The organism is Halomonas sp. AOP43-A1-21 (genome assembly GCF_052376775.1).
GTDB lineage: Bacteria > Pseudomonadota > Gammaproteobacteria > Pseudomonadales > Halomonadaceae > Vreelandella > Vreelandella colorata.
Genome location: NZ_JBQSWC010000004.1, coordinates 85,992 through 106,946 on the forward strand (window position 1 = coordinate 85,992; position 20,955 = coordinate 106,946).

General features: G+C 54.9%; 23 protein-coding genes. 5 read left to right on the forward strand and 18 right to left on the reverse strand.

Annotated features, from left to right (window positions below; all coding sequences use genetic code 11):
* Positions 1-51 precede the first annotated feature (51 nt).
* The 3 genes from hemP to ACT3R7_RS03790 form a co-directional block, all read right to left on the reverse strand.
* Entirely contained in the window at positions 52-216 is a 165-nt protein-coding gene (gene hemP, locus ACT3R7_RS03780) for a hemin uptake protein HemP (protein ID WP_192536644.1), read from the reverse strand.
* Between the two features lie 361 nt (positions 217-577).
* Complete coding sequence (locus tag ACT3R7_RS03785) at positions 578-1,069, reverse strand: YciE/YciF ferroxidase family protein (RefSeq protein ID WP_192536643.1); 492 nt, start codon at positions 1,067-1,069, stop codon at positions 578-580.
* 207 nt (positions 1,070-1,276) lie between these two features.
* The gene (locus tag ACT3R7_RS03790; RefSeq protein WP_193091113.1) at positions 1,277-1,879 is read right to left on the reverse strand and encodes a LysE/ArgO family amino acid transporter; all 603 of its coding nucleotides are present in this window, start codon (positions 1,877-1,879) and stop codon (positions 1,277-1,279) included.
* A 120-nt stretch (positions 1,880-1,999) separates the two neighbouring features.
* Here ACT3R7_RS03790 and ACT3R7_RS03795 point away from each other — a divergent pair, with 120 nt between their 5' ends.
* Positions 2,000-2,887, forward strand: a complete 888-nt coding sequence (locus ACT3R7_RS03795; protein ID WP_193091112.1) for a LysR family transcriptional regulator ArgP — start codon at positions 2,000-2,002, stop codon at positions 2,885-2,887.
* 12 nt (positions 2,888-2,899) lie between these two features.
* Here ACT3R7_RS03795 and madM read toward each other — a convergent pair whose 3' ends face one another.
* The 10 genes from madM to ACT3R7_RS03845 form a co-directional block, all read right to left on the reverse strand.
* Positions 2,900-3,661, reverse strand: coding sequence for a malonate transporter subunit MadM (gene madM, locus ACT3R7_RS03800; RefSeq protein WP_193091111.1), 762 nt, complete (start codon positions 3,659-3,661; stop codon positions 2,900-2,902).
* A 15-nt stretch (positions 3,662-3,676) separates the two neighbouring features.
* The gene (madL, locus tag ACT3R7_RS03805) at positions 3,677-4,135 is read right to left on the reverse strand and encodes a malonate transporter subunit MadL (RefSeq protein WP_192536640.1); all 459 of its coding nucleotides are present in this window, start codon (positions 4,133-4,135) and stop codon (positions 3,677-3,679) included.
* A 92-nt stretch (positions 4,136-4,227) separates the two neighbouring features.
* Positions 4,228-5,769, reverse strand: a complete 1,542-nt coding sequence (locus tag ACT3R7_RS03810) for a malonate--CoA ligase (protein WP_193091110.1) — start codon at positions 5,767-5,769, stop codon at positions 4,228-4,230.
* Between the two features lie 34 nt (positions 5,770-5,803).
* A complete protein-coding gene (locus ACT3R7_RS03815) occupies positions 5,804-7,141 on the reverse strand; it encodes a malonyl-CoA decarboxylase (protein WP_193091109.1) in 1,338 nt (445 codons plus the stop codon).
* Between the two features lie 386 nt (positions 7,142-7,527).
* The gene (locus ACT3R7_RS03820; RefSeq protein WP_192536637.1) at positions 7,528-8,289 is read right to left on the reverse strand and encodes an SDR family NAD(P)-dependent oxidoreductase; all 762 of its coding nucleotides are present in this window, start codon (positions 8,287-8,289) and stop codon (positions 7,528-7,530) included.
* Positions 8,290-8,428: 139 nt separating this feature from the next.
* A complete protein-coding gene (locus ACT3R7_RS03825; RefSeq protein WP_192536636.1) occupies positions 8,429-9,208 on the reverse strand; it encodes a M15 family metallopeptidase in 780 nt (259 codons plus the stop codon).
* 4 nt (positions 9,209-9,212) lie between these two features.
* Entirely contained in the window at positions 9,213-10,490 is a 1,278-nt protein-coding gene (locus ACT3R7_RS03830; protein ID WP_192536635.1) for a TRAP transporter large permease, read from the reverse strand.
* Complete coding sequence (locus ACT3R7_RS03835; RefSeq protein ID WP_193091108.1) at positions 10,487-10,978, reverse strand: TRAP transporter small permease; 492 nt, start codon at positions 10,976-10,978, stop codon at positions 10,487-10,489. Before ACT3R7_RS03835 ends, ACT3R7_RS03830 begins: the two co-directional genes overlap by 4 nt.
* 77 nt (positions 10,979-11,055) lie before the next feature.
* Positions 11,056-12,090 carry a TRAP transporter substrate-binding protein DctP gene (dctP, locus tag ACT3R7_RS03840; protein WP_192536633.1) on the reverse strand — a complete coding sequence of 345 codons (1,035 nt, stop codon included), beginning with the start codon at positions 12,088-12,090 and terminating at the stop codon, positions 11,056-11,058.
* Between the two features lie 125 nt (positions 12,091-12,215).
* Complete coding sequence (locus ACT3R7_RS03845) at positions 12,216-13,142, reverse strand: LysR family transcriptional regulator (protein WP_193091107.1); 927 nt, start codon at positions 13,140-13,142, stop codon at positions 12,216-12,218.
* A 197-nt stretch (positions 13,143-13,339) separates the two neighbouring features.
* On the opposite strand from ACT3R7_RS03845, the gene ACT3R7_RS03850 reads away from it, so the two are divergent.
* Entirely contained in the window at positions 13,340-13,633 is a 294-nt protein-coding gene (locus ACT3R7_RS03850) for a hypothetical protein (RefSeq protein ID WP_193091106.1), read from the forward strand.
* Positions 13,634-13,807: 174 nt separating this feature from the next.
* Positions 13,808-14,335 (forward strand): HPP family protein, encoded by a 528-nt coding sequence (locus ACT3R7_RS03855; protein ID WP_192536630.1) that lies wholly within the window; start codon positions 13,808-13,810, stop codon positions 14,333-14,335.
* Between the two features lie 26 nt (positions 14,336-14,361).
* On the opposite strand, the gene ACT3R7_RS03860 is transcribed toward ACT3R7_RS03855, so the two are convergent.
* Entirely contained in the window at positions 14,362-14,928 is a 567-nt protein-coding gene (locus ACT3R7_RS03860) for a gamma-glutamylcyclotransferase (protein ID WP_193091105.1), read from the reverse strand.
* Between the two features lie 65 nt (positions 14,929-14,993).
* Here ACT3R7_RS03860 and ACT3R7_RS03865 point away from each other — a divergent pair, with 65 nt between their 5' ends.
* Positions 14,994-15,857: a sirohydrochlorin chelatase gene (locus ACT3R7_RS03865; RefSeq protein ID WP_193091104.1), complete on the forward strand. Its 864-nt coding sequence runs from the start codon at positions 14,994-14,996 to the stop codon at positions 15,855-15,857.
* Between the two features lie 79 nt (positions 15,858-15,936).
* Complete coding sequence (locus ACT3R7_RS03870; protein ID WP_193091103.1) at positions 15,937-17,526, forward strand: ABC-F family ATPase; 1,590 nt, start codon at positions 15,937-15,939, stop codon at positions 17,524-17,526.
* Between the two features lie 2 nt (positions 17,527-17,528).
* Here the strand turns inward: ACT3R7_RS03870 and ACT3R7_RS03875 are convergent, their stop codons facing one another.
* The 4 genes from ACT3R7_RS03875 to ACT3R7_RS03890 form a co-directional block, all read right to left on the reverse strand.
* Entirely contained in the window at positions 17,529-18,134 is a 606-nt protein-coding gene (locus ACT3R7_RS03875) for a cell division protein ZipA C-terminal FtsZ-binding domain-containing protein (protein WP_192536626.1), read from the reverse strand.
* A gap of 252 nt (positions 18,135-18,386) precedes the next feature.
* Positions 18,387-19,505: an alkene reductase gene (locus tag ACT3R7_RS03880; RefSeq protein WP_193091102.1), complete on the reverse strand. Its 1,119-nt coding sequence runs from the start codon at positions 19,503-19,505 to the stop codon at positions 18,387-18,389.
* A 171-nt stretch (positions 19,506-19,676) separates the two neighbouring features.
* Positions 19,677-20,048, reverse strand: a complete 372-nt coding sequence (locus ACT3R7_RS03885) for a hypothetical protein (RefSeq protein WP_193091101.1) — start codon at positions 20,046-20,048, stop codon at positions 19,677-19,679.
* A 143-nt stretch (positions 20,049-20,191) separates the two neighbouring features.
* Positions 20,192-20,932: a sulfite exporter TauE/SafE family protein gene (locus tag ACT3R7_RS03890; protein ID WP_018917043.1), complete on the reverse strand. Its 741-nt coding sequence runs from the start codon at positions 20,930-20,932 to the stop codon at positions 20,192-20,194.
* Positions 20,933-20,955 lie beyond the last annotated feature (23 nt).

A 20,955-nucleotide genomic window follows, 5' to 3' on the forward strand; every position in this document is an offset into this window, starting at 1 on the left:
GGTGCGTTGGCTACCTGGCTGGCGTTAAGCGGCGTAAGAACTGATGGAGCGTTACGCCGTTAAAATAAGTTTTCCGCTTCTGGTAATACGCAATACGTAGCGGCGATTGTCATGTTGAATCACCAGTTGACCTTGCGGCCCAAGCAATTCGCGGCTTTCGACCTCACGAGGCGCAGGCGTATTGTCTGATTCTGTACCTCTATCGGCAAACTGCATGAGATACTGTCCCTTATGTTAATGATAATTATTGCCGATAAGATAGCAGGCCATTTGCGTCGGCTCAAGTAGATGAATAAGGAACCTGACCAAGCGTAGGGGAAGGGGGAGAGAAAGGCGTAGACAATGAAAGCGCTTTGAATCGTGCTTAATGTTTGAATTCAGGGGCGCAATATGGCCTTAAAAGTTATGTAGGAAATTTAGGTGAGCTATCAACTATCAGCTCACCTAAGTTAATAAGACTTAAAATTGGCTTTCAATGAAGCAATATCATATAGGTTGGATATTAATAATTAACCGTTTGTTAGATAACGTACGGCCAATACGACCAACCATTGATGGCTACTTCATTAAAGGGGTTTTATCCCGCTTTTTGGTTAACCAGCGTCTTAGCCAACTGGGTTAGCTTATTATCGGTGTTCTTTTCTTCTTCAAGCGTTTCAGCCAGAATATTTTTGGCTTCGCTATAGCCTAGCTGCTCGGCAAGAGCACACAGGGTGCCGTAAGTCGCAATTTCATAATGTTCGACTTTCTGAGCCGCGCCGATCAGGCCTGCATCGCGCACCGGGCCTTTCTCAGTGGCATCTATCAGCTCCTGGCCCTCTTCGATCAAGCCTTCCATTGCATGACACTTCATGCGCTTGATTCGAATATCTGGCAGGCTGTCGGCTACTTTTTCAAGCCTTTCCAGCTGGCCTTGGGTTTCTTCCAGGTGGTGCTTGAATGCCTCAGCCAGTTGGGGGTCATCAGCTGCCCGAGCTAATTTGGGTAGCGCCTTTGTTATCTGCTTTTCAGCACTGTTCGTGTCGGAAAGAAGATGAATGAAAAGGTCCTTGGCGTTTTTAATAACCATCGTATCGCTCCTGCTTGATTAAAAAGGATCATCCGTAATAAACGTTTACAGCCCTTTTAAAACTAGCAGGGAATTTGTGCCGGATAAATTTACGTAAGTTAAGCTTTGAGTTGTATATTAAGTATTTTAATACATCATTTTTTAAAGTTTTCAAAAAGGAGAGTTGATGAAAGTTAAGGTGGTAAAGGTGGCTGAGTAATATACGCGCTACAGCCCACCGATAAGCAATTGAGCAGCCACGCTAAACATCATAAGCGCTACGCCAATATCAATAAGACGCCAGGTAACTGGGCGCGCAAGCCAAGGCGCAAGGCTTGCGCCACCCAAGGCCAGTGCGCTGAACCATATAAATGAGCCGCTAGTGGCCCCCAAGGCGTAGGCGCCGGGCATTGGCTGCTGGGCGCCGAGTGCGCCAATCAGCAATACGGTATCCAGGTAGACATGCGGGTTAAGCAGCGTGACCGCCAGTGCGGCTAGCATTACGGCGTTTAACGAGCGGGATGATGTGTCAGTCGCCCGAAGCGCTTGCGGGCGCCAGGCACGGTATAACGCCTGGCTGCCATACCAAAGCAAAAACGCAATGCCGCCCCAGCGTGCGATGGCAAGCAGTAGCGGGCTTTGCGTCAATATACTTGCCAGGCCAAATACGCCCGCGGTTATTAGCGTGGCATCACATAAAATGCACAGCAACGCGACCGCTATATGGTGCTCACGCCGCAGGCTTTGCGATAAAACGAACGCATTCTGTGCGCCAATCGCCATGATCAACCCAATTGCCATCAGCAGGCCGTTGCTGTAACTCTGCCACATTGCGTGTATTCCTTATTAATCGCTATTTAGGGCGCGTTATGCCGCCCGTAGTGGCCCAGTTTGCTAGAATCGTTTTTATAAGCAAAATGAATACTCCTGATGCCCTATAAGGAAAACTGATTGCTCGACTATAAATTGCTGGCCGCCCTGGCCGCCGTGGTAGAACAGGGCGGTTTTGAGCGCGCCGCGAATATGCTGGGGATATCCCAGTCGGCGGTATCGCAGCGGGTCAAGCTGCTGGAGGCGCGTATCGGCCAGCCGGTGTTAGTGCGCGCGACGCCGCCTGCTCCCACCGAAATCGGTCGTCGGCTGCTCAACCATGTACAGCAGGTACGCTTACTCGAGCGTGATCTCACGCGCCAGGTCCCCGCGTTGGATGACGCAGTGCCGGAGCGCCTGCGCTTGGCGATTAATGCAGACAGTCTGGCCACCTGGTGGCCCTCGGCGGTGAGTGGTTTTTGTACCCACCAGAACGTACTGCTGGAGTTGGTCGTCGAGGATCAGGAGGTGGGATTAAAACGTATGCGGGCAGGCGAAGTGGCAGGCTGTGTATGTGCGGCCGAGCGCCCTGTCGCGGGGGCAAGCAGCGTCGCGTTAGGCGCCATGCCGTATCTGGCGGTTGCAAGCCCAGCCTTTATGAAACAGTACTTTGCTGATGGCGTGGATGCAGACGTCTTGCCCCAGGCGCCAGCTATCGTGTTTGGTACCGATGATTTGCTACAGCATCGCTACCTAGCGGCGCTTGGTATTATCGGCAGCTTTGCCTATCACCTGTGTCCTTCATCGGAAGGTTTTGTACGTTTGCTGGAAAGCGGACTGGGCTGGGGAATGGTGCCGGAGCTTCAGGTGCGTGATGCGCTGGCGCAAGGCAAGCTGGTGGAGCTGATACCCGGGCGCGCCATCAATGTACCGCTCTATTGGCATTACTGGCGCAACGGCGGGCGCTTGCTGGCAGGTTTGACGCAGCACCTTCGCCGTGAAGCGTTAGAGGCATTGGTGCCGCGTTAGGTATAACGCTCGTTAAAAGATAGCGCGAACAGCAAAATACAGGACTGAAGGGGCAAGCAGCGCGCCGAGGCCAGTGTAGAACGTGGCCGTCATGGCACCATAAGGCACCAGCTTCGGGTCGGTGGCGGCAAGGCCAGCCGCCACGCCGCTGGTGGTGCCCATCAAACCGCCGAAAATCATCGCTGAACGTGGGTTATCCAGGCCGATATGACGGGCAGCGACAGGGGTTAGGATCATCACCAGAATCGATTTGAATAGGCCGGCGGCAATCGAAAGGGCGATGATCTCGGAAGACGCGCCAATTGAAGCACCCGCAATGGGTCCGACAATATAGGTTACGGTACCGGCGCCAATGGTTGTCAGCGAAATGGGGTCGCGATAACCGAACGCGTAGGCTACCGCCACCCCGGCAATGAAGGATACGAACACACCTAGAAACAGGGCGATAATACCGCTGAGACCCGCCTCGCGAACTTCTTGAAAACGTACCCCGTAAGCCGTGGCTATAATCGCCAGATCGCGCAGCATGCCGCCGCCCATTAAGCCTAGCCCGGCAAATAGGCTGATATCGGCAAGACCTCGCGTACCGCCCGTATGAATACCGCCAAAATAGGCCAAGCCTAGCCCCACGATAATTGCAATGGCCGAGCCGTGAATACGCCCCTTGGTCAGTTTGTCGCTGATCAGATAGGAGAGGTACATGGCGCCGCCCACTAAGGCAAACGCCGCGATCAGGTGCTGTTTCTCAAGCTGAGTGACTAACGATTCAATCATAATAGTGGCCCCCAGTTAGCGGGCATGGCGCGCGCGAGCACGAGCATGAGATGGTGAGGAGGCACTTAACACTTTACGCGGCTTGTGTGGCGGAGTGCTTTCCTGAGTATCGGAGGCCTTGGGACGGCCAAGCTTGTTGAGAAAGGGAATTAACGCAAAGCTTGCGACTACCGCGACCAGGCTTGCGAGTAGCGCAATCAGACCGCCATCAATCGCGGCGGCGACATTCTGGCTGGCGGCCATTGCGACCACAATCGGAATATACATGCCGTTCCAGAACTTGATACCGTCTTCCGTGCTGGCGGGCATCTTCTTTTTGTCCATCAGATAGCCGCCCAGGAAGATCAGCATCAGCATGGCAATGCCAACACCCCCTACGTTCGAATTGACGCCGAGCAGCATGCCCAGCACATCACCAGCCCATAGGCCGACCAACATACACCCTGCCAGAAGGGCAACACCGTAAATCACCATGGCACAATTCCTGTCTTATCGTTGTTGTGAGGAGCACTTTTTATGGCCGCAGTCAGGGCTTGGCCCGATCCCCTGCGGCGCGGGAAGTAGGCTCAAACGTTAGCCGTCGCACGCTCTTGAGTGAATGTATCCGTGTAGGTGGTGCGCAGCTGATTCTTCTGAATTTTGCCCATCACGTTGCGCGGCAACGACTCGGCAAAGAAGACTCGCTTAGGCTGTTTGTAACGGGCTACCTGATCCTTGAGAGCTGCAAGTATCTGCGCTTCGCTAATCGCGTCTGAAGCGCTGGGCACGACCACTGCCACAACCCCTTCGCCAAGATCACCATGCGGCACGCCAATGACGGCGGATTCCATCACCCCCGGTAAGTCATCGATCAACTGCTCGACTTCTTTCGGATAGACGTTGTAGCCACCGGAAATCACCAGGTCCTTGTCACGGCCCACGATGTTCAGGTAACCGTGTTCGTCGATAAGCCCCAGGTCGCCGGTAATGAAGAAGCCGTCATCACGAAATTCGGCCTGAGTTTTTTCCGGCATACGCCAATAACCCTGGAAAATATTCGGGCCGCGTAGCTCAACCATGCCGGTTTCGCCCTGAGCGAGCGCCTTGCCGCTTTCGCGGTCAGCGATACGCACTTCTACTCCGGGAAGCGGCATGCCTACCGTGCCCGGGCGGCGCTTACCGTGGTAAGGGTTGGAGGTGTTCATATTGGTTTCGGTCATGCCGTAACGCTCAAGAATGGCATGGCCGGTGCGCTCTTCGAATGCTTCGTGGGTTTCAGCCAACAAGGGTGCCGAGCCTGAAATAAACAGGCGCATATTGGCAACCACCTCGCGGTTCAAACGCTCGGAGGCAAGCAGGCGGGTATAGAAGGTCGGCACGCCCATCAGCACGGTGGCGTGGGGCATGAGATCCAGCAGCTCATCAACATCGAGCTTGGGCAGGAACGTCATCGAAGCGCCGTTGATCAGCGTGATGTTGCACGCCACAAACAGGCCGTGGGTATGGAAAATCGGCAGTGCGTGGATCAGGTGATCCTGCTCGGTATACTGCCACGCTTCACTAAGCGACTGGCTATTGGAGGCCAGGTTCTTGTGGCTGAGCATGGCGCCCTTGGAGCGCCCGGTGGTGCCAGAGGTATATAGAATTGCCGCCAGATCGTCGCCTGCTACTTCGCACACCTGTTCGGTTTCCGGCGCATTAGCGACTTTTTCCATCAGGCTGCCGTCGGCCTTGGTGCCCAGGCTTTCTACATGGGCAACGCCACTGGTGCTGGCGCGTTCCTGAGCCTCTTTGAGTACTGCCGGGCGGCACACGTAAAGCTGTGGTTGCGCATCTTCGAGAAAGTAGGCAATTTCGCTGTCGGTATAGGCCGTATTGAGCGGCAGATACACTGCGCCGACCTGTAGGCAGGCAAGATACAGCATGACGATTTCAGGACTTTTATCGACCTGGACGGCGACTCTGTCGCCCGGCGAAACGCCTAGTTCCAGAAGGACGCTGGCCATTTTTCGGCTGGTCGTTAGGACATCGCCATACCGGTAGCGCTTACCCTCCAGCGTATCCATCAACACCTTGTTGGGCTGACGTTCAAAGTGCGGGTAAAACTGCAGGTAAAGGTTGTGGTTCATGAAAGGTGCCTTGTTATTTTGCGAGCGCTAACCGTTAAACGCTCGCTTCAGTATTGAAATGCTGGCTAGCCTGGCTTGCCAGTCGACGAATATCATTGGCGCATACCACGCTGTGGTCGCGGGTGTAGGCTTCATGATTCTGTTCGATACGGTCCAGCTGGTAGAGGTAATTGACCATCAGCCCGTGCGCTTGTTGGCGCCCTTTGGAGGAGGTGTCGCCCAGCCAGTTAAGCCGGTGAAGGCTTGCGCCATTGCCTAAATGGAAGCGCGCGACAGGATTAAGCGGTTGGCCGCTTCGGTGCTTGGCCTCGACCAGATAATGCGCGGCGAGGCGCATGAATTCCTTATGTGCGGCCGCCGGTAGCTCGTTTGTTTCAGGGGTGTCCAGAAAGGCTTCCAGAGGGCCGGACGGCGTGATGGCCTGAGAGGTCCGCTGCTCGGCCAGCCAGTCAGCAAAGCCCGGTACCGGTGACAGGGTGACGAAGTTCTTGAGCTGCGGCAGCTCGCGGCTGAGTTCCTGAACCACCTGCTTGATTAAGAAATTGCCGAACGATACGCCTTTAAGCCCTGCCTGGCAGTTGCTGATGCTGTAGAAGACTGCGGTATCGGCTTCATCCAGCGGCACCTCTTCGCCGTGTTCCAGAATGCGCTGCACGTTGTCGGGGATACCTTTGCATAGCGCCACTTCCACAAAGATAAGCGGCTCATCACCGGTTGCCGGGTGAAAGAAGGCGTAACAGCGGCGATCTTCCGGGTCTAGTCGGCGGCGCAGGTCACGCCAGTCGCTGATGGCGTGCACGGCTTCGTATTGAATCAGCTTTTCCAGCACGGCGGCGGGCGTGTTCCAGTCGATGCTTTCCAGCACCAGAAAGCCCCGGTTGAACCAGGAATTAAACAGATGGGAAAAATCGCTATTCAGCGCGGCAAGCTCGGGTGCGTGACGTAGCTGCTTGAGCAGGTCGGCACGCATTTTCACGAGCTCAAAGGTACCGCCCGGGCAAAGGTTCAAGCGGCGCAGTAAATCCTGGCGACGTGGCTCACAAGCGTTAAACAGCTTTTCAAGGGCCGCGTTATCTTCAGTCTCACAGTAAGCCTGGTACGCGGCATGAATGGCCCCTGGCTCGGCAGCGTAATCACTGGCAAGCAGCGAGAAGAAGGCCAGGCGCTCTTCGGGCTCCAGCTGCTGATAGTGGGTTAAGGCGCGCTGCGCGGTCATTATCTGGGAGGCTTCACCGCCGCGCTGCATCAGCGTTTCACAAGCCGAAGAGAGAGCGTGAAGGTGCGCATCACTGCTTTGCGTGGCGTTAGCAGCGCTGCCTAATAGGCGAGTACGCGTGCTGATATTGGAGAGTAGCCCTTGAAGAAACGTCATGTTCACATTCATGCACATCGACCTCTGGATGGACAATTCGCTAGCAGCGCACGCTCGATGGCGCTAGAGAGATGTATCAGGTGGCTTGTTATATATAACAAATAGAGGTTTAAAATATCTGGGTCAAGAGGCAGAAGGGTAGACATAGGGCGAAGAGGTCGCTGAAAGCCACAGCCAGACGGGCTTTAGCTGGAATGGTGAGGTGCAAATGAAGTGTGAAAAGCGTATTGCAGAGCAGTAGAGTGGCTTCGGTACTGAGGAATTAAAGCTGCTGCGCGGTCAGGACATGGCATAGAGCGCATATCGCCATGATCATCACCGCACAGCCGTCAAACTTTCAGGCAGTTGTTTAAAAAGTGCTTATGCGTTTTACCTGCGCTTAGCCGTTATTCGGCGTCGCGGTTGATGTTAAACGGCGACCACGCCTGGCGAACCGGCATGATTTCCAAACGGTTGATATTGATATGCGCAGGCAGCGTGGCGAGGTAATAAAGCTGCTCGGCAATATCTTCGGCCTGTAGCGGCGTGGTGCCGCGATAAAGCGCATCAGACGCCTCCTGGTTGCCCTTGGTGCGTACCAGCGTGAATTCAGTTTCTGCCATGCCGGGGGCAAGGTCGGTCACACGAATACCGGTGCCCAGCAGGTCACAGCGCAGGTTGTAGCTAAATTGCTGAACGAATGCTTTGGAGGCGCCATACACATGGCCGCCGGGGTAGGGCCACTGGCCAGCAACGGAACCAAGGTTAAGAATGCTGGCGCCTTCACCCTGAGTAAGCAGGAGTGGAAGTGCGGCGTGGGTAACGTTAACCAGGCCCGTGATGTTGGTGTCGATCATGGTGTGCCAGTCTTTAAGATCGACCTTCTGTGCCGGTTCTGGAGCTAGCGCCAGACCTGCATTGTTGATCAGGCAGGTGAGGGGTAAAAAGCTTTCGGGTAGCTCGCCCAGTGCCTTGGTGACAGCATCGCTATCGCGAACATCCAGGGTCAGAGTGAGTACCGGCACCTGCTTAGAAAGTTCTTCCTCAAGCGCCTTTAGGCGCTCTTCCCGACGGCCGGTCAGAATCAATGACCAGCCGGCTTGTGCAAAACGCATGGCGGCGGCTTTACCAAAGCCAGAGGTAGCACCGGTAATTAAAACGCTAGGCATCGCGAAGACTCCTTCATCAAGGGGGCAAATAGGCTCAGCTCTAATGTAGCCTGTTTGGGCTTACTTAATGAAGAGTTGATGGCTATTTGCTCTTACCGTAAGCGATTGGGTGTGCAGAGCAAATACTGCGCTTTTCAGGCTAGCCAAGCTGACGCCGCCAACGGTTTTCGATGGTTTCAGGCTCCGTCGGGCCGTAGTAAACGCTGTTGGTGCCTGAATTGCTGCTGGCACAATAGTGCCCCCACAGCTGATCGCCCAAGTCGTAATGCCACCACTCGCTGGGGAGGTTGGTGAAACCTTGCTCAGCCATGGTGTGGTAGAGCAGGCGGCGGTGGTCGCGGGCGTTACGCTGATTAGCAGTTAGGCTATCTAGCTTCTCAAAGTGATCCGTATGAGAGGCGGGCAGCGTTTCATCAAACAGGGTGCCCATGTCTAGTGGGACGCCATCTGCGTCGCAAAGCGTGACATCCACCGCGCCGCCGGTTAGATGAGGGCTTGGGGCGCTGGGATCTTGGCTGGGCACGGAAACAAACTCGCGGGTACGCGCTAAGAGCTCGCTTTCCGATAATTCAGGCTGACGGTTTTGAATCGCCGCCTGCAGGGTTTCAAACAGGTATTGCTGGACCCGCCACGGGCGCCAGCCATCCAGCACAATAAGCCCGATGCCGTCAGGCAGGCTGCGTGCTGCGGTCATCAGCGCCCGGTAAACGCCTTCGCGCACGAAGCACTCGTTCACAGCACCAGGGATGCCCAGACGTGCGTAAGCCGGGAACACCCGAATAGGAGCGGGTGCCAGACTCATGGGAAGCAAGCGCTCGCCGTTATCGGTAATAGACAGGCGGCTGACCTTGTCCCACTGGGGAGCCGGGTGGCTAGGTATAGGCGACAAGGCCTTATCAGAAATCGAAGGTGCAGGCATTGTCTTATCCAAAAGTAGAGGGCAGCCAGAGCGCAAGCGCGGGGAAGAAAATAATCAGTAACAGTACGGCAATGGCGGTTAGTACAAAGGGCCAGATCGTTTTAAACAGCGAGACGATCTCTAACCGGCTCACGGCCGCGGCCACAAATACACAGGCGCCCAAAGGCGGTGTAATTAACGCAATGGTGATATTGAGCGTGATAATGACGCCCAGATGCACGGGGTCGATGCCTGCCATCATGGCCACCGGTGCAAAGATAGGCGTGAGCAGCATCAGCGCCGACACTTCTTCCATAAACATGCCGGTCAAAAAGGTGATGGCGCTAAGCAACAGCAAAATAATAATCGCGCTGTCGACATAAGGTGACAGCAGCGAGACGAACTGACTGGGCACCTGGGCATAGGAGAGCAACCAGCTAATGGTCGCCGATGCCGCCATAATCAGGAAAATAGCGCAGGTCAGTCTTGCCGTATCGATAATCGCCCGCCAGCAATGGCGCAGACGCAGGTTACCCAGCAGGACACCACATAGCGCGACATAAAGCGCCGTCAGGGCGCCAGATTCGGTGGGCGTTACAAACCCCAGCACGATGCCGGCCACGATAATCACCGGCGCTACCAATGCGGGCATGGCAGCGACGAACGTAACGGTGAGCTCTTTAAGTGTGGGTAGCCGTCCGCTTTTAGGTAGCCGATGGCGCCAGGCATACCAGGCGTTCATGCCCATAAAGGCAGCACCCAACAGCAGACCGGGAATAATACCGGCAAGAAACAGGTCGCCAACTGATGTGTTGGTTAGTGACGCATACAGGATCATGAAAATACTGGGTGGAATGATCGGTCCAATTAGCGAGCTGCCGGCCGTCAGACCAGCGGCAAACGCCCGCGAATAGCCTTCTTTCTCCATGGCCGGAACCAATAGCGAGCCAAGCGCTGAGGTGTCGGCCACGGCTGAGCCATTGACCCCGGCAAAGAACACGCTCGAAACCACGTTAACGTGGCCCATACCGCCGCGTAGGTGGCCAACCATCAGGCGTGCAAAGCCCATCAGGCGCTCGGTAAGGCCGCTGGCATTCATTAAGTTACCCGCCAGAATAAACAGCGGGATGGCCATCAAGGAGAACACGTTGATGCCGCCAAAAAACTGCTGTGGAAGCATGCGCGGAATCATCGAGGGGTCGACAAAGATGAACCCGACAATGGCTGTTACCAGCAGCGAAAGAAAAAGCGGCAGCCCAAGCAGCACATGGACAAGAAAGACTCCCAGCATGGTTAAAATCATGCGGTTTCCTCCACGGTTTTAAGCGGTGCAGGCCCATACAGCACGGCATGCCAGGCAAGCAGGGCAAAGCCTAAAGGAAGCGAAAGGAGTGGTATCGAACGGCTGATGCCCAGCCCTGACGAGGTGAACATGCTCACTGAGAGCGCATAACGGTAGCTGATGACGGCGCCGCCCAAGGCGATGATTAAAGTAAGCAGCCACTGATAAATATTTAACAGGCGGGCCAGAGACACTGGCAGCAAGCGCTCCAGTAGCCCAACACGCATATGCCCCCCTTCTGACCACACGGCACCCGCCGCCAGCATTACGGTGGCGATAATCAAGAAGCGCGACAGCTCGTCAGTCCAGATCGGCGCGCCGCCAACAACATAACGCATCAAGACGCCATACAGAATGGCGAGTACATTAACGGACAGTAAAGCGCCCGCGAGGGTAAGCGTAACTGGACGGCTAATCGTCAGCAGCCGGTGTCGAAGCGAAGTCAGCATGAGAGTACTTCCGAAAGCACGAATGGAAAGGGCCGACGTTAATCGGCCCTGATGATTACGCGTCAGTCAGTGGCTGGTTAGTTATTCAGCTCATCCATACCAGCATCTTCGAGCGCCATGTCGATCCAGCGCTGCTCGATGCCACGTTCAGTCAGCCACTCAAGGTAAGCGGGCTGACCAATCGTACGGAACGCTTCCAGGTCATCATGCGAAGGACGGATGACTTCCATGCCCTGCGCTTCCAGGTACTCGATGCGTGACTCTACCTGAGATTCGTTGGATTCACGGGCATTGTGGTTAGCCTCGGCAACCGCTTCCATAAACGTAGCGCGAAGCTCTTCATCCCAGTTGGCGATCATGTCGCTATTGCCTACCAGGAACTGGTCGGAATACTGGATGTTGGCAAGCGTCAGGTACTTTTGCACTTCGTAAAGACTTGCAAGAGCAATGTACATCGGCGGGTTCATCTGCCCATTGGCAACGCCGGTACGCAGGGCCATGTAGGTTTCGGTCCACGGGATGGGCGTGCCGGACGCGCCGAAGGACTCATAAAGCGCTACCTGGCTTGGGTCCATGGCCCGGAAACGCAGCCCTTTAAAATCATCCGGGTGGCTGATCGGGCGCTCGTTATTGGTGAAGGCCAAAAAGCCGCCTTCTTCAACCACTGCGAGCATATCGATACCGGCACGCTCGGCAAGTGTGTCAGTTAACTCCTGCCAGTAATCACCTTCATCAAAGAAGGTGCGGGCGGCATCGAAATCGTCAAACAGAAAGGGGATGGCGCTAACGAACAGCTCTTCAACCAACGGGGAAACACCCGCGAACGACGCGATGTTGAGCATCGGCGTGTTCATGGTCTGCTCCATGCGGTCTTCTTCACTGCCCAGCATGCTGTTGGGGAAAAGACGCAGTTCGACTTCGTTATCCGTCTTCTCGGCAACCAGCTCTTTCAAGTTGGTCGCGAAGACGTGAACCGCGTTTTTTTCGGCATCGGGCTGGCCGTTGTAGCTTAAGTTGATGGTGGTAGCCGCAAAAGCACTACCAGCCATCAGTGCAGAACCCACTAGGCAAGCGCCGGTAAGTAATTTCGGCATGAAATGGGACGGTAACATGGAGATCTCCTTGCTTATTATCATAAATGGCAGGTTGAGAGAATTACCTGCTCAGGTTCTTTTTATCATTACATTAGAAGACTAGGCATTGATGCGTTGACTATGCAATACCTAAAGCGTTGTCTTTAAGACAACAGTCGGGGCGCGTCGGCAGAAAAGAAACGCATCCCTTGGCGTAATTGTTCAACGCAGGCGTGGGCGGCCACGGTAAGCTCCTGGCCCTGCAGGCTGACGATTTGTGCCCGTGCGCTATTCATTAACGGATACTTCATGGGCAGCGCGATTATTTCCTGGCGTTCAATTTCATCAATGATGGTGATCTCAGGCATAAAGGTGACGCCAATGCCTGAGCGTACAAAATTTTTAAGCACCGCAACGGAGTTGGTATAAAGGCGCGCCTCAATATGAATTCGCTCGTGCTGAGCTACCATATTGACCATTTGACGCATGCCAAAAGGGTTGTCCATTAACCCCAGTGGCCAGGGGCGTAAATCGTTTAAGTTGATTGGCCTGTGCAGTGCGCATAAGGGGTGGTCAGGAGGCACAATTAAATCCAGCGGCTGGAAGGTCTCGACATGACAATCAAGGGTAGGGTCGACGGGCGGCGCATAGAGTAGCGCAAGCTCCACCTCACGGTCTTTGAGCAGCGAGATAGCTTCATTCACGCCAGCCATGCGAATCTCGACGTTAATGCCGCTAAACATCGACATAAAATCGCCGAGCGGTTTGGCAATTAAATCAGCGATAAAGCCTTCACCCACGGCGATCCGGACATGCCCACGTGCCAGTCCTTGAAGCGCCATCAGCTGCGATAATACCGACTCTTCCTGAGCGCGCTGGGTGTGAAAATGTTGCACCAGTAACTGTCCCGCCTGGGTGGCACGCATACCGGTGCCGTGGCGCTCGCAAAGCTTGGTGTTCAGGGTTTCTTCAAGCGCTTTGATCTGGCGGCTAAGCGCCGAGGGGTCAACGTCCAGGTGTGCCGCGGCACGACGCAATGACCCACGCCGGATCACTTCGTTCAGATATGTCAGGGCGCGCTGGTTAAGCATAAGGTGATGACCATACGGCAAATGTTTAACGATGTGGCCGGAAGCTTACCAGAGGAAGCGTTAGTCAAAAGCGCAAACAGCGCAGAAAAATGCGGCGCCAACCGGTGAAAGAGCGAGCACAGAGCGTTTGCTTTGCCCCCTGAAAGGTTTTAGCCGACAATGCAAAACATCGCGATGGCTGAGCTTGAGGATTTTACATGCAGGGAAATGGATTTTTTGACCGGGTAGGCGAGACCATTGGCGATGTGATTCGTACCGTGGTGGAGTTTTTACTGGCTATCTTCACTAACTTCTTCGGTGCATTGGAAGAGTTTGTCGATGGGTTAAGCCGCTCGCTGGGAATTAATGCCTCCTTCTTCAGTATTCTGGTACTGATTATCGGGCTTTGTCTGCTGTGGGGTGGCGTGAAAGCCATACTCCGCGGGTCGATATTCGGAGCTATTTTCCGGATTGTGCTGGCGCTGTTTATACTTTCTTGGCTGATAACGTAATTAAGATAGTCAGAGTGGCATACAAGTAAGCGTGCTAAGTATTTGTATTGATAGCGTTAATTCGGGCAAACGTTTGACGTGTGAGTTCGATTCATAACGCTATGACGATTTATCATTTGCCTATTTGGTGCAATTTGCCATCATTTCGCACTTCTTTAGTGCAAAGTGAGCGAGATGAAAACGTATCTTGGCAAAATGCGTGGCGAGCGCATCCAGCGTAATTTAGTAGGATGGGAAGACGCAGTGTGGTCATGGGTTGGCGCATTTGTCGGCATGGCCGTGATTTGCTGGTTAAGTTCCGCCTGGCTTTCCCAGCAGCTGCTGATTGTGGGCTCGTTTGGGGCAACGTCAGTACTCATCTATGCCGCCCCTGAAAGCCCCTTTGCCCAGCCAAGCCACGTGCTGTTTGGCAGCGTGCTGTCGGCCTGCATAGGCGTAGGCTGCTATCAGCTGCTTGGGGCGACGCCGATTTCCATGGCGCTTTCGGTATCTCTTTCAATTCTGGTAATGCAGCTAACCCATACCGTGCACCCGCCAGGTGCGGCGGCGGCTCTAATTGCCGTAGGTGGCGGCGCTAGCGTACATCAGCTGGGCTGGTGGTATCCGTTGTTGCCTATCGGCATGGGCTGCGTGGTAATGCTGGTGATCGCCATTCTGGTCAATAACCTGGCTCGCCATCGCCGCTACCCGCGCTACTGGTAACCCTTCAACGGTTAAGCCATTAATGCCTAGAGGCTATTTAACTGCTGCTCTAGTGCGAAGATATGCGCATCCTCAACCTTCAAGTGACGCAGCGCCTGGGCCAGATTGACCAGGTAGTCGCGGTTGGGGCCGCTAGGGCCGGAGGCGCGGGCAATCTGGCTGGCCATGGCTTCAAGCGTGTCGGGCCCTAAAAATGCAGGGTTATCTTCGGTGGCCAGATACACCAATCCTGTTGTTTGCTCCTGAAACCCGTCAGTAAAGTGTAGCGGCGTCACTTCACGCAAATAGCCATTTTTTTCGCGTTGATCCAGCGGGGCCAAGGTTTCTGGCGTAATGCGGTAAGCCATACCATGGCAAATCGCACCCGGAACAGGGGTTAATGTGACCACGCGCCCTGGGGCTTCCAAGGTGCCGCGGTGGTCATGGGAACCCTGCCAGAAGCGGCGCTCCCAACCGTTAATATAAGCGCTGCGCCTTTCCAGATACGCAAAATCCGCTTTCCAGATCAGCGACCCGTAGCCAAATAGCCAGATGTCGGCGTTTTCATCGAAGTGGTTGCGCTGCTGGTTAATGGCCGTGGTATCGATCAACATGGGTAATCTGAATGTGGCTTAAAACGCCATGGTACCATGCCCTGGCACCTTCTTCTGGAGCGATCATGCGCGCTATTTTTCTCGTCGATAATGGCTCACTACGTCCGGCGGCAACGCTAAATTTACGCCGCGTGGCAGCCGCCCTCAGCCAGCAAATAGGTGAAACGGTACAGGCCGCCTCGCTGCTCCACTCCAATAAGATCCCCGCTGATCAACTCGATGGTACGCCCGCGCTTACCCTTGGCCCTGCGGCTGAGCGCAGCGCTGAGCAAGGAGCCACCGAGATCATCGTGGTGCCGTTCTTTTTTGGTCCAAGCAAAGCTTTGACCGGCTATCTACCCGAGCGCATGGCGACACTGCAGGCAACGTTCCCACGCGTTAGCGTACGCGTCGCCCAGCCGCTGGTAGACGAGCGGGGTGGCAACGATCTGCGTTTGGCTCACCTGTTGGCTGACAACGTGCGTGAGCACCTTAACGGCAAGCCGACTCGCGTTGCTCTTGTCGACCACGGCAGCCCGATTGCTGAAGTGACCGCTGTTCGTAACCGGCTGGCCGGGCAGTTGAGTGCCCTTTTGGCAGACGACGCCGTGTGTGTAGCGGCAGCGTCAATGGAGCGGCGCGAAGGTGAGGAGTACCGCTTCAATGAGCCTCTTTTGGAAAATCTGCTGAACTCCAATGAGTTTCAGGCCGGGCCGGTGATTCTGGCCATGCTGTTTTTGTCGCCTGGCCGCCACGCGGGTGAGGGCGGCGATATCGATGAAATTTGTTGCGCGGCACAAAAGCGTCATTCAGCGCTTAGCGTAGTGACCACAAAGCTTGTAGGTGAGCATCCGGACGTTGTGGATATTCTCTATTCCCGGTTGTGCCAAGCAATTGATGGCGAACGTTTTCTGCTCGAGCTGCCTGCGCTGACCCATACGTCACGTTAGGCGATAGGTGTAACCACGCCCAAGAGCGCGTAGAATCGCGAGCCTTTGTACGCGCAATTCGCCAACCAGGGTCCACATCTTGATCGCTACCGCCAATATCACCATGCAGTTTGGGGCCAAGCCCCTGTTTGAAAACGTTTCCGTCAAATTCAATAACGGCAATCGCTACGGTCTGATTGGCGCCAACGGTTGCGGTAAATCGACCTTTATGAAGATCCTGGGCGGTGAGCTTGAGCCCTCTTCGGGTCAGGTAATGCTGGATCGCAGCACGCGGCTGGGTAAGCTGCGCCAGGACCAGTTCGCCTATGAAAACGAGCGGGTCATCGACACCGTGATCATGGGTAACACCGAGCTTTGGAAGGTTGCCGCCGAGCGTGAACGTATCTATAGCCTGCCGGAAATGAGCGAAGAAGACGGTATGGCCGTGGCCGACCTTGAAGTACGCTTTGCCGAGCTTGACGGCTACACCGCCGAAGCCCGCGCGGGCGAACTGCTTCTGGGTTTGGGGATTCCCATTGAGCAGCACACCGGCCCAATGAGTGAAGTGGCTCCCGGCTGGAAGCTGCGCGTGCTGTTAGCCCAGGCGCTGTTTTCAGACCCTGATGTGCTACTGCTCGACGAGCCTACCAACCACCTGGATATCAACACCATCCGCTGGCTGGAAGATATTCTGACGGCGCGTAACAGCACCATGATTATCATCTCGCACGACCGTCACTTCTTAAACAGCGTATGTACGCATATGGCGGATCTGGATTACGGTGAGATTACCCTGTTCCCGGGTAACTATGATGACTACATGACGGCGGCAACCGCCGCGCGTGAGCGTCAGCACTCGGATAACGCCAAGAAAAAAGCCCAGATTGCTGAGCTTCAGCAGTTTGTCAGCCGCTTCTCGGCGAACGCCTCAAAAGCCAAGCAGGCGACCTCACGGGCGCGCCAGATCGATAAAATCAAGCTCGAAGACATCAAGCCTTCCAGCCGGGTAAGCCCGTTTATCCGCTTTGATCAGAACAAGAAGATTCACCGTAATGCGGTCAACGTTGACGCGATTACCAAAGGCTACGATGACGGTGCGCCGCTGTTCGACCGGTTCTCAATGACCGTCGAAGCCGGTGAGCGTATCGCAATCATCGGCCCCAACGGCATCGGCAAGACAACCTTGCTGAAAACCCTGGCAGGTGAGCTGCGCCCCGATAAAGGCGAAGTGAAGTGGACCGATGCGGCCGACGTTGGCGTATTTGCTCAGGACCACGCCGATGACTTTGCCGTTGATATGACGCTCTTCGAGTGGATGGGGCAGTGGACGCAAGGCGGCGAGCAGGTGGTACGCGGTGCGCTGGGGCGCATGCTGTTCTCAAGCGACGATATCGGAAAATCTATCAAGGTTATTTCCGGTGGTGAGCAGGGGCGGATGCTGTTTGGCAAGCTAACCCTGACCAACCCTAACGTGCTGCTGATGGATGAACCGACCAATCACCTGGATATGGAGTCTATTGAGGCGCTTAACCTGGCGCTGGAAAACTACCCAGGCACGTTGCTGTTCGTAAGCCACGACCGTGAGTTCGTCTCAAGCCTCGCCACGCGCATTATCGATATGCAGCCAGAAGGCATTGTCGACTTCAGCGGCAGCTATGACGACTACCTGCGTAGCCAAGGCGTTGTGTAAGGCTAGCCAATAATCTGCTGGTAAGTCTCTTCGGTAGCGCTTTGATGCTGGGTATCCAACACATCGGCGTTAAACAGCGCTGCCGCTTCTTTCGCAATCGCCACATAGGCAATCATCTGTTGATTGCGGCGTTTGCGTAAAGGTGGCTTAACGATCAGGCTGATGCCTTTGATAGCATCGTCAGCGCTTTCGTCTCTGAATAGATCCGGCAGCTCGCCAGGTAAGAAGGCATTGGCAATGGTAATGGGATTGGCGGGTTGTTGCCCGGCGACCAGAAATATCTTCTTTAACGGGTCGTAGTCGGCATTGATCTGTTTAAGCCACTGGGTAAGCGTCTGCTCGGTGGCTTGCCCGGGTTCCGCAAAAATAATAAATAAAGAGTGCTGAGAAACCTTGGCGGCAGGTTTGGCATGGACAGGGGCGGGCGCGGGCGCTGGTTCGGGCACGTCGCTCACGGCCACTTTCTCTTGCGACTGTTTTTTCAAGGCGGCTTGCGCCTTTTTGCGCTGCCGAATGGGGCGAACGATAAACACGAAAAGAGCCAACGCCACGCAGCCCAATAGCATGGAACCCAGTGCCAGTAGTGTTGCCAGCGATGTATTTTCCAAAACTTGCCTCTCCTTGTTTTTCGATCATCGATACCACCGTCTCCATGGACTATTTCATGATGGCTATTCCATGGCAACAATGGCTGGTTGAGCCGCAAAATGGCGCGAGTAAAGCAAGCGCCTGCCTGGGCACCAACTGATCTATGTTGTGCAACCTCGTAGACTACCAGCCTTTTCCGCCGTTGAAGCATAAAAAAGCACTACCGAAGTAGTGCTTGAGATAGTGCTTTCCAGCCAATTAACGCTTAGGGCCTAGCCAATACGGTCATAACCGTTATCCATGAACGGGTAGTCGGTATAGCCTTTCTCGTCACCACCGTAAAACGTGTCGTGATTGGGTTGGTTAAGCGTAGCCCCTAAACGAAAGCGCTCGGCCAAGTCAGGATTGGCAATATAGGGTCGCCCGAATGCCACCACATCGGTGGTTTTATCGTTAATACGCGCTTCGGCGTGTTCGGCATCGTAGTTACCGCAGTAGATCAGACTGCCGGTAAAGCGCTCACGCATTTGCTCACGAAAGCCATCAGGGAACTGAATGTCGCCACCCGCCCAGTTAGGTTCGTTCAAGTGCAGGTAGGCAAGGCCGCGCTTGGAAAGCTGTTCTGCCATGTAGAAGGCCATCTCTTTCGGCTCATCATCGGTCAGGCCGAACAGTTCGATGAACGGCGTCATTCGAATGCCTACCCGATCCGCACCGTATACTTCAATGACCGCATCAATAACTGCTAGCGGGAAGCGGGCGCGGTTTTCGATTGAACCACCGTATTGATCGGTACGCTGGTTGGTGCCCGTCGCCAGAAATTGGTTGAGCAGGTAAGCGTTGGCCGCGTGTACTTCCACCATGTCAAAGCCAGCGCGCTTGGCGCGTTCGGCGGCCTTGCGGTAGTCGTCCACAATGCCGGGAATTTCGTCGGTTTCCAGTGCACGGGGCGTGCTGGTGGGGTGCTGCCCGGCGGTACCGTCTTCAAACTCAACAAAGCACTGGGCGCCTTCGCCTTTCAATGCGCTAGGTGCCACTGGCTGCTCGCCGTTGGGTTGAACCATTTCATGCGAAACGCGCCCAACGTGCCACAGCTGTAGCGCAATGCGCCCGCCCTTGGCGTGCACGGCATTCACTACCCGCTGCCAGCCAGCTTCCTGTTCGTCGGTCCAGATGCCCGGTGTGTAAACATAGCCGCGGGCGGTCGGGGAAATATTGGTCGCTTCGCTGATAATCAGCCCTGAGCCAGCGCGCTGACCGTAATAGGCTTCCTGCAGCTTGCCCGGCACGCTGTCCGGTGTGCGGGCACGCGTCAGCGGCGCCATGATAATGCGGTTAGGGATAGACAGGCTGCCCAGTTCCAGTGGTTGAAAAAGCGCTTCAAATGCCATTCAGCCAACTCCTTTTGCGTGATTGGATAACAATACAGGTAAGAATAGACCAGTTTACTAGTAAGTGCCACCCACCGTTTTATGCTCCGATACATAAGACCGCACGCATAAAAACAAAACCCCACCTTAAAATAAGATGGGGTTTGGATAATGTATGGAACAAGGGTTTAGTTAGCTACGCTGCCAAAACCAGCGGCGTTTAGGAGGCACTGCCATCATTTGAAGCGCGGTATTGAGCGGCAGCATGATGGCCGCTAGCTGGCGGTAGCACAAGGCGCTACTCAGCACGCCCGGACACTGCTTTAACAACAGCTCGCATTGCTGTGAGGCAAAAAATATCTGCTCGACCGTGGGCGCAGCAAACAGCGGTTTGGCCTGTTGGCTGCAGCGTATCAGCTCGCGCGATAACATCGAAAGCATTCCCGCATCCAGCCAGCAGGGAAGCGGGTCATCCAGACGGCCTGCGATCGAGTGTTGAATCGCTTCAAACGAGGTTCGCAAAAACACGATGGTTTGGCGAAGCTGTCGCTGTTCACTGGTCATGTCGCTTACCTGCGTATTATTACTGGCTAAATGATTTCATAAAGAGATTGTTTCTCATTTTCATCTATCGAAACGATAGCGCCAGACAATTGCCCTGTCAATCAAAGGTGCGAGCTTTGCGTATTGCCCAGCATCTTTAATGTTTAACGGCTAAGCAGGTAAATCCCTTGGGCAAAATAGAACACGCCAATACCGGTGACAATCCAGCGAGTCCATGTGCGGAAGTTGGCATCGGTCAGGCGATGCAGAATGCGTGTGCCCGTTTGGGTACCTAGGATGGCAAACGGCGCTGCCAGCAGTACCATGCCCCATTCCCCAGTGCTAAGCGAAAGTGCGGCACCCAGGTAAAAGAGAATTTTAATACTATGGGCAACCACCTGGATCATCGCCTTGGTGGCCACGACCTGGCGGCGATCCATATGCGAGCGGACGAAGAAGATATCAATCAGCGGCCCCGAAACCCCGGCGGCAATGGTTAACCCGCCAGACGCCATGCCGCAACACAGCGCATGGCTTTTGCGATTAGCGTCCAGATGAAACCAGCGCTTGGGCATCCACACCAGAACCGGCATCAGGCCGATCAGGATCGAGACGGTGGCCGCATTGGGGCTGTAGTTGAACAGCAGCAGTAGGCCCGCCGCACTCAACACGCCCAGCGTCATAAACGCAACGATCCGCCAGACGATAAACCGCCGCGATAGCCAAGCGCGTGAACCGTTGGCGGTAAGCTGGATCACGCCATGCACCGCCATGGCAGTGCCCGCAGGAAAAATAATCAGCAGGAACCACAGCAGCACCAGGCCGCCCGCCATGCCGAAGATGCCTGACAGCATCGAGGTTAAAAAGACAACAAAGACAAACGCTGAACCGATGAGTAGTGACATGTTAGGGCTTCTTAACGTCGGTA

Bases quoted from the DNA above. Each gene is read 5' to 3' on its own strand.
- hemP (WP_192536644.1), bottom strand. From the start codon at position 216: ATGCAGTTTGCCGATAGAGGTACAGAATCAGACAATACGCCTGCGCCT.
- ACT3R7_RS03785 (WP_192536643.1), bottom strand. From the start codon at position 1,069: ATGGTTATTAAAAACGCCAAGGACCTTTTCATTCATCTTCTTTCCGAC.
- ACT3R7_RS03790 (WP_193091113.1), bottom strand. From the start codon at position 1,879: ATGTGGCAGAGTTACAGCAACGGCCTGCTGATGGCAATTGGGTTGATC.
- madM (WP_193091111.1), bottom strand. From the start codon at position 3,661: ATGATTGAATCGTTAGTCACTCAGCTTGAGAAACAGCACCTGATCGCG.
- madL (WP_192536640.1), bottom strand. From the start codon at position 4,135: ATGGTGATTTACGGTGTTGCCCTTCTGGCAGGGTGTATGTTGGTCGGC.
- ACT3R7_RS03810 (WP_193091110.1), bottom strand. From the start codon at position 5,769: ATGAACCACAACCTTTACCTGCAGTTTTACCCGCACTTTGAACGTCAG.
- ACT3R7_RS03815 (WP_193091109.1), bottom strand. From the start codon at position 7,141: ATGACGTTTCTTCAAGGGCTACTCTCCAATATCAGCACGCGTACTCGC.
- ACT3R7_RS03820 (WP_192536637.1), bottom strand. From the start codon at position 8,289: ATGCCTAGCGTTTTAATTACCGGTGCTACCTCTGGCTTTGGTAAAGCC.
- ACT3R7_RS03825 (WP_192536636.1), bottom strand. From the start codon at position 9,208: ATGCCTGCACCTTCGATTTCTGATAAGGCCTTGTCGCCTATACCTAGC.
- ACT3R7_RS03830 (WP_192536635.1), bottom strand. From the start codon at position 10,490: ATGATTTTAACCATGCTGGGAGTCTTTCTTGTCCATGTGCTGCTTGGG.
- ACT3R7_RS03835 (WP_193091108.1), bottom strand. From the start codon at position 10,978: ATGCTGACTTCGCTTCGACACCGGCTGCTGACGATTAGCCGTCCAGTT.
- dctP (WP_192536633.1), bottom strand. From the start codon at position 12,090: ATGTTACCGTCCCATTTCATGCCGAAATTACTTACCGGCGCTTGCCTA.
- ACT3R7_RS03845 (WP_193091107.1), bottom strand. From the start codon at position 13,142: ATGCTTAACCAGCGCGCCCTGACATATCTGAACGAAGTGATCCGGCGT.
- ACT3R7_RS03850 (WP_193091106.1), top strand. From the start codon at position 13,340: ATGCAGGGAAATGGATTTTTTGACCGGGTAGGCGAGACCATTGGCGAT.
- ACT3R7_RS03855 (WP_192536630.1), top strand. From the start codon at position 13,808: ATGAAAACGTATCTTGGCAAAATGCGTGGCGAGCGCATCCAGCGTAAT.
- ACT3R7_RS03860 (WP_193091105.1), bottom strand. From the start codon at position 14,928: ATGTTGATCGATACCACGGCCATTAACCAGCAGCGCAACCACTTCGAT.
- ACT3R7_RS03865 (WP_193091104.1), top strand. From the start codon at position 14,994: ATGCGCGCTATTTTTCTCGTCGATAATGGCTCACTACGTCCGGCGGCA.
- ACT3R7_RS03880 (WP_193091102.1), bottom strand. From the start codon at position 19,505: ATGGCATTTGAAGCGCTTTTTCAACCACTGGAACTGGGCAGCCTGTCT.
- ACT3R7_RS03885 (WP_193091101.1), bottom strand. From the start codon at position 20,048: ATGACCAGTGAACAGCGACAGCTTCGCCAAACCATCGTGTTTTTGCGA.
- ACT3R7_RS03890 (WP_018917043.1), bottom strand. From the start codon at position 20,932: ATGTCACTACTCATCGGTTCAGCGTTTGTCTTTGTTGTCTTTTTAACC.